Source organism: Ostreiculturibacter nitratireducens, from assembly GCF_032670585.1.
Classification (GTDB): domain Bacteria; phylum Pseudomonadota; class Alphaproteobacteria; order Rhodobacterales; family Rhodobacteraceae; genus Ostreiculturibacter; species Ostreiculturibacter nitratireducens.
This window is the reverse complement of the sequence record NZ_JAVQHL010000004.1, coordinates 305,008-318,138: the sequence shown is the minus strand read 5'-3', so window position 1 is coordinate 318,138 and position 13,131 is coordinate 305,008. Positions and strand designations below refer to the sequence as shown.

Annotated in this window: 10 protein-coding genes; 5 read left to right on the top strand and 5 right to left on the bottom strand. The window is 67.6% G+C overall.

Going from position 1 to position 13,131, the window contains the following annotated elements:
• Positions 1–58: 58 nt before the first annotated feature.
• A complete protein-coding gene (locus ABCN56_RS18270; RefSeq protein WP_343082268.1) occupies positions 59–2,809 on the top strand; it encodes a DUF2339 domain-containing protein in 2,751 nt (916 codons plus the stop codon).
• Between the two features lie 9 nt (positions 2,810–2,818).
• Here the strand turns inward: ABCN56_RS18270 and ABCN56_RS18265 are convergent, their stop codons facing one another.
• On the bottom strand, positions 2,819–3,223 hold the full coding sequence (locus tag ABCN56_RS18265; RefSeq protein WP_343082267.1) for a group III truncated hemoglobin: 405 nt from the start codon (positions 3,221–3,223) through the stop codon (positions 2,819–2,821).
• Positions 3,224–3,474: 251 nt separating this feature from the next.
• On the opposite strand from ABCN56_RS18265, the gene ileS reads away from it, so the two are divergent.
• The 3 genes from ileS (at position 3,475) to ABCN56_RS18250 (ending at position 7,782) form a co-directional block, all read left to right on the top strand.
• Positions 3,475–6,378 (top strand): isoleucine--tRNA ligase, encoded by a 2,904-nt coding sequence (gene ileS, locus ABCN56_RS18260; protein ID WP_343082266.1) that lies wholly within the window; start codon positions 3,475–3,477, stop codon positions 6,376–6,378.
• Positions 6,375–6,830, top strand: coding sequence for a methylated-DNA--[protein]-cysteine S-methyltransferase (locus ABCN56_RS18255; protein WP_343082265.1), 456 nt, complete (start codon positions 6,375–6,377; stop codon positions 6,828–6,830). The genes ileS and ABCN56_RS18255 overlap by 4 nt, the downstream gene beginning before the upstream one ends.
• A 115-nt stretch (positions 6,831–6,945) precedes the next feature.
• Positions 6,946–7,782 (top strand): EamA family transporter, encoded by an 837-nt coding sequence (locus ABCN56_RS18250; protein ID WP_343082264.1) that lies wholly within the window; start codon positions 6,946–6,948, stop codon positions 7,780–7,782.
• Here ABCN56_RS18250 and ABCN56_RS18245 read toward each other — a convergent pair.
• From ABCN56_RS18245 to fsa, 4 genes are read right to left on the bottom strand one after another with little or no spacing between them, the layout of a single operon-like run.
• Entirely contained in the window at positions 7,779–8,477 is a 699-nt protein-coding gene (locus tag ABCN56_RS18245; protein WP_343082263.1) for a CDP-alcohol phosphatidyltransferase family protein, read from the bottom strand. The genes ABCN56_RS18250 and ABCN56_RS18245 overlap by 4 nt on opposite strands.
• A 39-nt stretch (positions 8,478–8,516) precedes the next feature.
• On the bottom strand, positions 8,517–9,446 hold the full coding sequence (locus tag ABCN56_RS18240; RefSeq protein WP_343082262.1) for a tyrosine recombinase XerC: 930 nt from the start codon (positions 9,444–9,446) through the stop codon (positions 8,517–8,519).
• On the bottom strand, positions 9,443–10,141 hold the full coding sequence (locus tag ABCN56_RS18235) for a DUF484 family protein (protein ID WP_343082261.1): 699 nt from the start codon (positions 10,139–10,141) through the stop codon (positions 9,443–9,445). The genes ABCN56_RS18240 and ABCN56_RS18235 overlap by 4 nt, the downstream gene beginning before the upstream one ends.
• A gap of 52 nt (positions 10,142–10,193) precedes the next feature.
• A complete protein-coding gene (gene fsa, locus ABCN56_RS18230; RefSeq protein WP_343082260.1) occupies positions 10,194–10,847 on the bottom strand; it encodes a fructose-6-phosphate aldolase in 654 nt (217 codons plus the stop codon).
• 84 nt (positions 10,848–10,931) lie between these two features.
• On the opposite strand from fsa, the gene ABCN56_RS18225 reads away from it, so the two are divergent.
• On the top strand, positions 10,932–13,127 hold the full coding sequence (locus ABCN56_RS18225; protein WP_425466122.1) for a primosomal protein N': 2,196 nt from the start codon (positions 10,932–10,934) through the stop codon (positions 13,125–13,127).
• Positions 13,128–13,131: the final 4 nt, after the last annotated feature.

The following is a 13,131-nucleotide window of genomic DNA, read 5'->3' as shown; positions in this document are numbered from 1 at the left end:
TTCACAGGGGACCCCGAAGCGGCAAGACTGAGCCCGGGAAACGGCCGGGGAGAGCCGGATGGAAGGGTTATTGGTCTTGATCGGGCTCGCCGTGCTGGCGGTTCCGGTGGCAGTTGTCGCGCTGATCGTCGGTCAGGTCCGCCTGCGGGCGCGGATGGAGGCGCTGGAGGCGCAGGTAGCGAAGCTGCGCAAATCCGCCGCTCCGGGCGAAGAGCGCGCGGCTTTGCCTTGGGACCGGCCCAAGGCCGAGGAAGCCCCGAAACCCGCCGAAGTGACCGAGGTTGCCGCCCCGGAAGAGGCGGAAATGCCGGCCGAAGCGGTCGTCGAGGAAGAGCTCGTTGCAGGTCTGGAACAGGTTTCGGGTCCGCGAGAGCCGGAGGCTCCCGAGGAGTTCGCAAGACCGCCCGAGGAGGGCCCGATCGTGGTGCGCTCCGACCGGGCCTTGGCTTTCGGGCGCTGGCTCAAGGAAAACTGGGTCTTCACCGTTTCGGCGATCTCGCTCGCACTCGCCGGGATATTCCTTGTGCAATACGGGGTGGAGAAGGGCTATCTGCCGCCTCCCGCCCGGGTGCTCCTGGCGCTGGGTTTCGGCGCGGTTCTTATCATCGCCGGGGAGGTGATCCGCCGCCGCTGGGGCGATACGGAGCAGGCGGCCACGGCCTATCTGCCATCGACATTCTCGGGCGCGGGGCTCGTATCGATGTTCGCGGGCATCCTCGCCGCGCGGCAGCTATATGACCTGATCGGCGCGGGCCCCGCTTTGACGGGCCTCGGGCTCATCGCGGCGCTGGCGATCGTTCTGGGCTGGTTCTATGGGCCGTTCCTCGCGGCCTTCGGGCTTCTTGGCGCGGCCGTATCGCCCTTCATCGTGGGCGGAGAGGCCGAGACACCTTACTGGATGTACATCTACTACGCCGTCCTGGCCTTCATCGGGCTTTCCGTCGACGCGGTGCGGCGCTGGGCCTGGGTGTCGGTCCTCGCGCTGATCCTCGGCTTCGGCGGAACCTGGGTGACCTGGACCGGGATCGGCGGGGGCGGATGGCATGCGCTGACGCTGACTGTGCTGGCGCTGATGGCGATCGCGGTGCCACCACTGAACCTGATCCCGCGCCACCAGGGGCGGATGCTGTCGGAGGCCTTCTTCAAACCGGAGGACGGCTGGCCCGAATTCCCGACCCGGCTGGCGGGCGGGGCTGTGGCGGTGAGTTCGGCGGCGCTGCTTATGCAGCAGACGATGACCGCGGAGGAAAGCATCCTGGTCTTCCTCTGCCTTGCCGCGCTCGCCCTTGCGCTGACGCTCTGGGCCGACGGCGCCCGCGCGCTGTCGGACCTCGCGATCCTGCCGGCCGGGGCGTTCCTCGCGCGGCTGTGGCAGGAAGGCATGGGGCGCGGGCCGCTGTCGCGGGATTATGTCTGGCAGGCGATAGACCTTCGCCCGCCGGAAACCTCGGCCCCGGCGACCGCGAGCCTGCTTCTCGCGATTGCCGCGCTCGTCTCTCTGGCAGCCGCCTGGAGAAGCTTCGGCGAGCGGGAATACCGCGCGCATTGGGGAGCGGGCGCGGCGCTGGTCGCCCCGGTCGCGGCAGTGATCCTGGAATTGTTCTGGGTGCCGGGGGCCGTCATGGGGGACTACCCCTGGGCGCTCCACGTCATAGCGCTTGCGGCGGTGATGGTCGTCCTGGCGGAGCGTTTCGCCCGTGCTGATGGCGAGGATCACCGCCGCGCGGCCTATGCGACGCTTTCGGCGCTGTCGCTGATCGCGCTCGCGCTGTTCCTGGTCACGACGAAGGGCGCACTGACGCTGGCGCTGTCGGCGCTCCTGGTCGTGGCGGCCGCGCTCGACCGGCGGTTCCGGCTGCCGGAGATGGGGATCTTCATCCAGGCCGGTGTCGTGACGCTCGGCTGGCGGCTGGTTGTCGACCCGGGTATCGGCTGGGCGCTGGATGCGGTCTTGTGGGAAACCTGGGCCTCCTTCGGGGGGGCGATCGCCGCGATGGCTGCAGCGCTCTGGCTTCTGAAGGGGCGTGTACGGACGGGCGCGCGGGTCTTCCTCGAATCCGGGCTCGCTGGTTCCGCCGCGCTCTTCGCGAATGTGCTGATCACGCGCTGGATCGAAAACTGGACGGGCCTTCTGGACATGTTCCAGCACTGGGCGCTGAGCCTTCAGGCCATGCCCTGGATCGTGGTGATGCTGGTGCAGTTGTACCGCCTGCAACTCGATGGAGCCATGCGGATCGTCCGGGGCATCCTGGCGGCCGTCGCTGCCTTGCTCGCGCTTGCCCCCCTGACCCTGGCGGTCTTACCCGCGAACCCTCTCTTGAGCGGCGACTACGTCGACGGGCCGCTGGTCCTCGACACGCTCGCGGTCGCCTATGCGCTTCCGGGCCTGATGCTCATTCTGCCGCTCGCGCAGATGCCGCATGTGCGGCGTTGGATACGGCGGATGCTCACGGGGGCGGGCGTCGGGTTGCTCGCGCTCTATGGCGGGCTGGAAATCCGGCGCTTCTGGCGCGGGGATCTTCTGTCGGTGCAGGGCACGACCCAGGCGGAGCTTTACAGCTATACCCTCGCGATGATGGCCGTGGGTTCGGCTCTGCTCTACCAGGCAATCGCGCGGCGGTCGCGGGGGCTCAGGCGGCTTGCCATGACGGTGATCGCGCTGACGATCGGCAAGGTGTTCCTGATCGACGCTTCGGGGCTGACCGGGCTGACCCGCGTGTTCTCCTTCCTTCTCCTCGGGCTTGCGCTGGCTGGACTTGCCTGGCTCAACCGCTGGGCGGCGGGGCGGCAGGCGAAGGGGGAGGAGTGACGCGCCGGCTCAGCGGAGCTTGGGGACTCCGTCGGCGAAGGTCGCCTTCTCGACCACGCCGTAGCGCAGGCCGCGGCCGATCCGGTGGGCGAGTTCCGACCAGGCTGCGGCGGTCTCGGGGGCGAGGTTGCGTCTGAGGACCGCATCGAAGAGTGCGAGCCAGGGATCGAACATGCCTGGCCGAACGTTGCCCGCGTCGCGATGCACGGTGAGAGGATTGCCGTCATACGACTTCTCGAACAGGATCGCGTTCCGCCAGAAGCGCGCGATCTTCGCTTCGTGCTCGGGCCAGTCGGTGACATGCGCCGCGAACACGGGACCAAGGCCCGGATGCCGGCGGATCGCGGCGTAGAACTCCGCCACGACGGTGTCGATTTCGGTGGCCGTGATCGGGAAACGGGGCGGCATGGTCATCGTCGGGTGCTCCTTCGCGCGCATACTCTGCGCGCCTTTGGCTGGCTGCAAGAAGGCAGCGCGCCGCAGGGGCCACTTTACGGCGGCGGGGCACGCGCCTATAAGCCCCGAACATGGCTTGCGTATCAGCGATCATCGCTCGAATTACGGGCCCGGCGCTCTGATTTCGGAGCTGCCGGGTTAAGGCGCTTGACCCTTCGCGCCGCCAAGGCCAAGAACTCCCCGACCGATTACGCAAGGACACCGATCCGATGTGCGCCGACACGCCCGACTACCGCGATACCGTCTTCCTTCCCGAAACCGATTTCCCGATGCGCGCGGGCCTTCCGACGCGCGAGCCCGAGTGGCTCGCCCGCTGGGAACGGATCGGGGTCTACGACAAGCTCAGGGAAAAGACCGGTCGCGAGCCCTTCACGCTGCATGACGGCCCTCCCTACGCGAACGGGCACCTGCACATCGGCCACGCGCTGAACAAGATCCTGAAGGACATGGTGGTGCGGTCCCAGCAGATGATGGGCAAGAACGCCCGCTACGTTCCCGGCTGGGACTGCCACGGCCTGCCGATCGAGTGGAAGATCGAAGAGCAGTACCGATCCAAGGGCCGCAACAAGGATGAGGTGGACGTCGTCGCCTTCCGGCAGGAATGCCGGAAGTTCGCCGAGGGCTGGATCGGCGTCCAGCGCGAGGAGTTCAAGCGGCTCGGCATCACCGGCAACTGGGACGATCCCTACCTCACGATGGACTATCACGCCGAGGCGGTGATCGCCGAGGAGTTCATGAAGTTCCTCATGAACGGTTCGCTGTACCAGGGCTCGAAGCCGGTGATGTGGTCGCCCGTCGAGAAGACCGCCCTGGCCGAGGCCGAGGTCGAATACCACGACAAGGAAAGCCCGACGATCTGGGTGAAGTTCAACATTGTCGCGGGCGCGCCGAAGGACATGGAAGGCGGCAAGGTCGTCATCTGGACGACGACGCCCTGGACCATTCCGCAGAACCGGGCCGTCTGCTTCGGGCCGGAAATCTCCTACGGACTCTACGAGGTCACGGGCCGTCCCGAGGAATGCTGGGCGCGGATCGGTGACCGATACGTCCTTGCCGACGCGCTGGCCGAGAACGTTCTGGTCCAGGCGCGGCTCGAGACCGGGATGTTCCGGCGGCTGCGTGACGTCTCGGCCGAGGAGCTTTCGGCGCTGGTCTGCGCCCATCCGTTCCGCGGCGCGGAAGGTGCGGAGGGCGAGTGGGACTACGACGTTCCCGTCCTGCCGGGCGATCACGTGACCGACGACGCGGGCACGGGCTTCGTGCACACCGCCCCGAGCCACGGTGACGACGACTACCAGATCGGCCTGAAGCACGGGCTTCAGATGACCTACAACGTGCTGGAAGATGGTTCGTTCCGGCCCGACCTGCCGTTCTTCGGCGGGCGGCAGATCATCCGGCCGAACGGCAAGGAAGGTGACGCCAACAAGACGGTGATCGAGAAGCTGATCGAGACCGGCGCGCTGATCGCGCGGGGGCGGCTCAAGCACTCGTACCCGCACAGCTGGCGCTCCAAGGCGCCTGTCATCTACCGCAACACGCCGCAATGGTTCGTGTCCATCGACAAGACGCTGGACGACGGAATGGGAGAGCACGGCACGACGATCCGCGAGCGTGCGCTGACCTCCATCGACAAGCTCGTGAAATGGACGCCGCAGACCGGGCGCAACCGCCTCTATTCCATGATCGAGGCGCGGCCCGACTGGGTCCTGTCGCGCCAGAGGGCCTGGGGCGTGCCGCTGACCTGCTTCACCCGGAAGGGGGCGAAGCCCGGTGACGAGGGCTTCCTGCTGCGTGATCCGGCCGTGAATGCACGGATTGTCGAGGCGTTCGAGGCCGAGGGCGCGGATGTGTGGTATGTGCAAGGATTCAAGGAAAAGATCCTCGCGGACCTGCACGACCCGTCGCAATTTGAACAGGTCTTCGACGTGCTCGACGTCTGGTTCGATTCCGGTTCGACGCATGCTTTCGTGCTGCGCGACCGGACGGACGGGACCGAGGACGGGCTCGCCGACCTCTACCTCGAAGGGACCGACCAGCATCGCGGCTGGTTCCACTCCTCGATGTTGCAGGCCTGCGGCACCAAGGGGCGCGCGCCTTACCGTGGCGTCCTGACGCACGGCTTCACGCTCGACGAGAAGGGCATGAAGATGTCCAAGTCGCTGGGCAACACGGTCGCGCCCGAGGCGGTGGTGAAGGAATACGGCGCCGACATCCTCCGCCTCTGGGTGGCGCAGTCGGACTACACCGTGGACCTGCGGATCGGGCCGGAAATCCTGAAGGGCACCGCTGACAGCTACCGCCGTCTTCGCAACACGATGCGCTTCCTTCTCGGCAACCTCGCCGGGTTCAGCGAAGAGGAGAAGCTCGCGCCGGCGGAAATGCCGGAACTGGAACGCTGGGTCCTGCACCGGCTCGCGGAACTCGACCATGTCGTGCGGAAGGGCTACGCCAGCTACGACTTCCAGGGCGTGTTCCAGACGCTGTTCACCTTCTGCACGGTGGACCTGTCGGCGGTCTATTTCGACATCCGCAAGGACGCGCTCTATTGCGACGGGGCGGACACCCTGCGCCGCCGCGCGGCCCGGACGGTTCTGGACATCCTGTTCCACCGGCTCGTGACCTGGCTTGCGCCGATCCTCGTTTTCACGATGGAGGACGTCTGGCTCGCCCGCTTCCCGGGCGAAGAGGAGTCAGTCCACCTGCAGGACATGCCGGCGACGCCCGCCGACTGGCTGGACGAGCCTCTTGCGAAGAAGTGGGAAGCCGTGCGCCGCGTCCGCCGGGTCGTGACCGCGGCGCTGGAGGTTCAGCGCGCGGCCAAGGTCATCGGGGCGAGCCTCGAGGCCGCGCCGGTCGTCCATGTCGAGGACAAGGATACGCTCGCGGCGCTGCGCTCGGTGGATTTCGCCGACATCTGCATCACCTCGGCTCTGATCCTGACCGGCGACCCGGAACCGAACGAGGCGTTCCGCCTGCCGGAAGTGCCGGGCGTCGGCGTGGTCTTCGAAAGGGCGGATGGCGAGAAGTGCCAGCGCTGCTGGAAGATCCTGCCGGATGTTGGGCGCCACAAGCACCCGGGTACCTGCCACCGCTGCAACGACGTCCTGGGGTGACGGCGCGGGCGGCCTTCGACGGGCCGCTCGGGCGGCTGGTCCTGACCGAGGAGGCGGGCGCGATCACGCGCCTGTCCTTCGGCGGGGAGGCAGAGGGCGCGGCGTCCCCGCTTCTGAACGAAGCCGGCCGCCAACTGGACGCTTACCTTTCGGGACGCCTCCGTGGCTTCGATCTGCCCCTGGCAATCGGCGAGGGGGCCCGCGCGCGCTTCCTCGAGGCGCTTCTTGCCATCCCATACGGCGAAACGCGCAGCTATGGCGAACTCGCCCGGGACCTCGGCGTATCCGCGCAGGCGATCGGGCAGGCCTGCGGCGCCAATCCGATCCCGATCATCATCCCGTGCCACCGCGTCCTGGGGGCCGACGGCCTTGGCGGGTTCTCGGCGCCGGGCGGCATCGAGACGAAGATCGCGCTTCTGAAACTCGAAGGCGCCGCCGGGCTTCTGATCTGAAGCCTCCCTCTCTTCTGACCACGGATTTTCCCGCCGGAGGCTCCGCGCCGCTGGCCCGCTCCCCTTGCCCGCCACTTGCGCTCCGGCTACGCCTTTGGGCGGAGCGGGGACGGACATGACGATACCGGTACTTCTGGCCGTCCTTGGCGCGGCTCTTCTGCACGCGACGTGGAACGCGCTTGTCCGGATCGGCGCGTCGCGGGTGGGCGCGATGGTGGTCCTGTCGGTCGTGCAGGGCGGGGTCGGATTTCTGATCGCGCTGACGCGGCCCTTCCCCTCGGGAGAGGTCTGGCTCTGGCTCCTGTCATCGGGCCTCATCCACACGGCCTACAAGGTCTTCCTCACCTTCGCCTACGAGCATGGCGACCTGAGCCGGGTCTACCCGCTGGCGCGCGGAACAGCGCCGCTCGTCGTGCTCGTCGTCGGCAGCGCGGTCCTTGGCGAAAGCCTCGCGGCGGCCGAAGTCGCAGGCATCGTCACGCTGGGCGGCGGCATCCTTATGCTCGCGCGCGGCGTCTGGACCTCGGGCGAGTCGCTAAAGCTTCTGCCCTTCGCCCTCGGCTCCGCTCTTGCGACGGCCGGTTACACGGTGGTGGACGGCCTCGGCGCCCGGAGCCTCGGTGACGCGACAGCCTTCGTGGGCTGGATGTTCCTCCTCGATGGGATCGGCCTTACGTTGTTTATGCTTGTGGTCCGCGGTTCGGCCGCGATCCCACGGGGCTGGCGGGCGTGGGGCACGGGCGGCGTCGCCGCGCTTGCCTCCTACGGGTCCTATTGGGTCGCGGTCTGGGCGATGACGTTGGCCCCGATCGCGCTCGTCGCGGCGCTGCGCGAAACGTCGATCCTCTTCGCGGTGCTGATCGGCTGGCTGATCTTTCGGGAACGAATGACGCCCGGGAAAGCCGCCTCGGTCGGCCTCATCGTCGCCGGAGTGGTCCTGACGCGCCTCTAGGCCGCTTCGCGTTCCGGGATTATCTGCTGCGCGATGCCGGCGAGGAGCAGGTACAGCGAGGTCAGCAGAAGTCCCCAGTGCGCCCAGCTCTGCGCGTCGAAGTCGACGTAGACGGCCCAGCCGGCGAAACCCGTCCAGGCGAAAGCCGTGGCGAGGTTGAGCTGGTGCCATCGCCCGGTGCGGACGGGATGGATGAACTTCAGGTTCGTGAACATGGCCGCCGCGAGAAGGGTGACCACCGCCAGCATGACCCAGAAATTCGGCTTCAGCCCGAAGAGCACGAGAACGACCATGTTCCAGCAGGCGGGGAAGCCCGCGAAGGAATAGTCCTTGGTCTTCATCCGCGTGTCCGCGAAGTAGATCACCGAGCCGTAGGTGATGACGATGATCGCGAACCAGCCGGTCCAGCCGGGCAGCAGCCCCGACTTGAACAGCGCGTAGGCCGGAATGAAGACATAGGTCAGGTAGTCGATGATGAGGTCCAGAAGGTCCCCGTCATAGGTCGGCCAGTTCTTCTTCACGTGGTAGCGGCGGGCCAGAGGGCCGTCCATGCCGTCCACGATCAGCGCCACGAGCAGCCAAAGAAACATCAGGCTCCAGCGTTCCTCCACGGCGGCGAGCATCGCCAGCATGGCGAAGACCGCTCCACTCGCGGTGAGGAGGTGGACAAAAAGGGCTTTGAAGCGCGCGTTCATTGGCCCTTCTTGGCGGAAAAGCCGTTGCGGCGCAATGTCTCAGGCGCGCGGATGCGCCTTTTCGTAGACCTCCATCAGGCGCGCGGCATCGACTGCCGTATAAGCCTGCGTCGTGGACAGGGAGGCGTGGCCAAGAAGTTCCTGGATCGCGCGGAGGTCGCCCCCCGCGGCGAGGAGATGCGTAGCGAAACTGTGGCGCATCGCGTGCGGCGTTGCCGTTGCTGGCAGGCCGAGCGCAAGCCGCGCCTGCTCGGTTGCCTTCTGTACGAGGCGAGGGTTGAGCGCGCCTCCGCGCGCGCCGCGGAACAGGGGAAGCGCGGGCTCCTCCGCCACCGGATAGGGGCAGTGCCGGACATACTCCGCCACGGCGGAGCGCGCGGCCGGCAGGACGGGGACAAGCCGCTCCTTGCCGCCCTTGCCGCGGATTCGCAGCGTTTCGGGCAGGTCGGCCATCGTGCCCGTAAGGCCAAGCGCCTCGGAAATCCGGAGGCCGGAGCCGTAGAGAAGCGTCACGACGGCCGTGTCCCGCGCTGCGATCCAGTCTTCGCGCGCCGTGTCTCCCACGGTGCCGATCATTGCCCTTGCCGCGTCCTCCGACAGCGGTCGCGGCAGCTTGCGGCTGAATTTCGGACTGCGGGCGGCCAAGACCGGTGTCGCGTCGAATCCCTCGCGCTCCGACAGCCAGCGGAAAAATGTCTTCACGGCCGAAACCTCGCGCGCCAGGGTGCGCGCGGACACGCCCCGGGCGCGTTCATGGGCCATGAACGCGCGCAGGTCGGATTGCGTAAGCCGGGCGAGGCGGGCGAGGCCCAGGCTTTCTCCGTGATGGCCCGAAAGAAATGCGAGGAAACCCGATACGTCGGCCTGATAGGCCCGGAGCGTGTTCTCCGACCGCCCGTCGAGCGCGCACAGGTGGTCCAGCCAGGATGCGAGCGCTTCGGCCGCCGCGGGGGAAAACCCTGCGGTCATTCCAGCCAGCGCCGCAAAGCGCGTTCGAACACGGCGGCGAAGAAGGCGAGGAGGTCGGTGGCCTGTCCGGGCGCGAACTTGTTCGGCTCCTCCGACCCCATGGCGAGCAGGGCAGGGAGCCTGCCGGGACCGAGGTCGATCGGCATGAGAGCCTCCGACGCGATCGCGCCGTTCCCGAAAAGCGCCTCGGCGTCGCCCGTGCTCTTGCGCAGAACCACCGTCCGGTGGTTGTCCTGCGCGCGGGCGATGTAGGACCCGACGAAGCCCGCGTCCGCCACGACGAGGACCTCTTCGAGGCCGGCGTGGCGCGGAGCCTCGCCGGAAAGGTTGCTTTCCAGAACGAGCCGAACACTGTCGACGCGCAGGATCTCGGCGACTTCGCCGCCGAGATCGGTCAGGAAGGCCGTGAAGTCCCTGGGCTCCAGGAGCCGCAGAACCGCCCGGTGGATCTGGTTCATCCCCGCGAGGTTTTCGTAGGCCGCCGCGAGGACCGTGCGGTGCACGTCCTCCAGCCGGTCGAGACGAGCCTCCAGTCGCTCCATCGCCAGGCCGCGCATGTCGACAACGTTGTCCCCCATCGCGCGGTCGTTCGCGCCGACGAGGGCCCGCATCACGTCACGGTCTTCGAGGATGACTTCCGGCCGCGCGAGGATTGCCTCGCGCAGCTTGTCGGCTGCGGCCTCATTGCTCGACATCATTCACCTCACGCAGTTTTTTCGTGACTATACACGAAGATGCGCGGTGTCGTTACAGTATTTTCTGCCCGGTCTTTGCCCAATCCTTCAGGAAGGCGTCGAGGCCCTTGTCGGTCAGCGGATGCGCGACCATGGCCTTGAGCACCGCCGGCGGCACAGTCGCCACGTCCGCGCCGATGCGCGCGACGTCGGTGATGTGGTTGACCGAACGGATCGAGGCGGCGAGGATTTCCGTCTTGAAATCGTAGTTGTCGTAGATCGTGCGGATATCCTCGATCAACTGGACGCCATCGAGGTTGATGTCGTCGAGCCGGCCGAGGAACGGCGACACGAACGTGGCTCCGGCTTTTGCCGCGAGGATCGCCTGTGCGGCCGAGAAGCAGAGCGTCACGTTGACCATGTGGCCTTCGGATGTCAAAGCCTTGCAGGCGGTCAGGCCATCCCAGGTCAGGGGCACTTTGACCGCGATATTGGGGGCGATCTTGGCGAGCTTCTTACCTTCGGAAATCATGGCCTTGGCCTCGGTGGCCACGACCTCGGCCGAGACAGGGCCCTCGATCATGTCGCAGATCTCTTTCGTGACCTCGAGGATGTCGCGGCCCGCCTTCATGATCAGCGAGGGGTTCGTGGTGACGCCATCGACCATGCCGAGATCGGCAAGCTCGCGGATGGCGGCGGTGTCGGCGGTATCGACGAAGAATTTCATGGGCGCGTTCCTTCGCAGGGTAAATCTGGTGCGTGCAGTTTTTAACCCAAGGCGGGGGCGCCCGGAACCCCTGAAGGCCCTATCGTGATCGGAGAGGAGCATTTCTCCGAGGGCGAACTCGTCGCGGTTCTGACGACGGAGCCGCTCGACCGGCTTCTGGACTATCGCGCGCCGGAGGGCGGCTGCGCACTGGGTGCTTTCGTCGAGGTTCCCCTTGGGCCGCGCCGGGTCCTCGGTGTCGTCTGGGGGCCGGGTGAGGGGAGCTTCGATCCGGCAAAGATTCGCCCCGTCACGCGCGTCCTCGACGCGGCGCCGCTGCGCGGGGAGATGCGCGCCTTTCTGACGCGCGCAGGCACCTACACGCTGACGCCCATGAACATCATGCTGCGCCTCGCCACCCGCGCGCCGGGGCTGGGCGAGGGACCCGGGATGCGCAAAGTCTATCGTCGCGGGGGCGGAATGCCCGACCGGATGACGGACGCGCGGGTGCGCGTTCTCGAGACGCTGGAGGAATTCGGCGGCGCGGCCCTGACACTCGGCGAACTTGCCGGGGCGGCGGGCGTTTCGACGAGTGTCGTGAAGGGCCTCGTGGCGCAAGGCGCCGTCATCGAGGAGGAAAGCCCGCGCGACCTTCCCTATCCGCATCTCGACCCCGAGCTGCCGGGGAAGCCGTTGGCCGAGGATCAGGCCAAAGCCGCCGAAAGCCTGTGCGAGGGCATCGAGGCGGAGACCTACGGCACGACACTTCTGAAGGGCGTGACCGGGTCGGGCAAGACGGAGGTCTACCTCGAGGCGGTGGCGGAATGCCTGAGGCGGGGACGGCAGGCGCTGGTCCTCTTGCCCGAAATCGCGCTTACGGCGGAGTTCCTGACGCGCGTCGAGGCCCGGTTCGGCGCACGGCCCGCCGAATGGCATTCCGGCGTGACCTCGACCGAGCGGCGGCGGGTCTGGCGAATGGCGGGCGAGGGCGGCCTGCAACTCGTCGTGGGAGCGCGGTCCGCGCTGTTCCTGCCCTTCTGCGACCTTGGCCTCATCGTCGTCGACGAGGAGCACGACACCTCCTACAAGCAGGAGGACGGGGCACTCTACAATGCGCGGGACATGGCGGTCCTGCGCGCCTCACTCTGCGACGCGCAGGTTGTCCTGTCCTCGGCGACGCCGTGCCTTGAGACCTGGGCGAACGCCGAGGCGGGGAAGTATGCGCGCATCGACCTGACCTCGCGCTTCGGGGTGGCCGAATTGCCCGAGATGCGGGCGATCGACATGCGGGCGGAGCGGATGGAACCCAATCACTGGATCTCGCCCACGCTTGCGCGCGCGGTGGAGGCGCGGATCAAGGCGGGGGAGCAGGCGCTTCTGTTCCTCAACCGGCGGGGCTACGCACCCGTCACGATCTGCCGCGCCTGTGGTCACCAGATCGGTTGCGACGATTGCGACGCGCGGATGGTGGAACACCGGTTCCAGAAGCGCCTCGTCTGCCACCAATGCGGCGCGACGAAGCCGATGCCGGTGGCGTGCCCGTCCTGCGGGGCGGAGGGGCGGCTCGCGCCCGTGGGGCCGGGTGTGGAACGGCTGGCGGAAGAGGTGGCGGCGCGGTTCCCGGAGGCGCGGGTCGCGGTCCTGTCCTCGGACCTTTTCGCCTCGGCGCGCGCTCTGAAGGAAAAGATTGCCGAGATCGCGGCTGGCGGGGCGGATATCATCATCGGCACGCAGCTCGTGGCGAAGGGGCACAACTTTCCGATGCTCACGCTTGTCGGCGTGATCGACGCGGATCTCGGCCTGCAAGGCTCGGACCTGCGGGCGGCGGAACGGACGTTCCAGCTGATGCGTCAGGTCGCGGGCCGTGCCGGGCGGGCGGAGAGGAAGGGGCTCGCGCTTCTCCAGACATGCCAGCCGGAGCATCCGGTGATCCGGGCGATCCTCGGCGGCGACGAGGAGGCGTTCTGGCGGGCCGAGGCCGCCGAGCGTCAGCGCGCGGGCGTTCCGCCGTACGGGCGGCTGGCCGGGGTCGTGCTGTCCTCGCCGGACCTTCAGGCGGTTTTCGAGTTCGGGTCGGAACTTGCCCGCCGCGATGCGCCCCTGCGCCGGATCGGCGCGGAGGTCTTTGGCCCGGCCCCCGCGCCGATCGCGCGTGTCAGGGGGCGGCACCGGGTGCGGCTTCTGGTGAAGGCTGACAAGTCCGCGCCCCTGCAAGCCGCTCTCGCGGAATGGGCCGGACAGTTGAAGCCGCCGGCGAACCTGAGGATGTCGATCGATATCGATCCGCAGACCTTCTACTGAACCG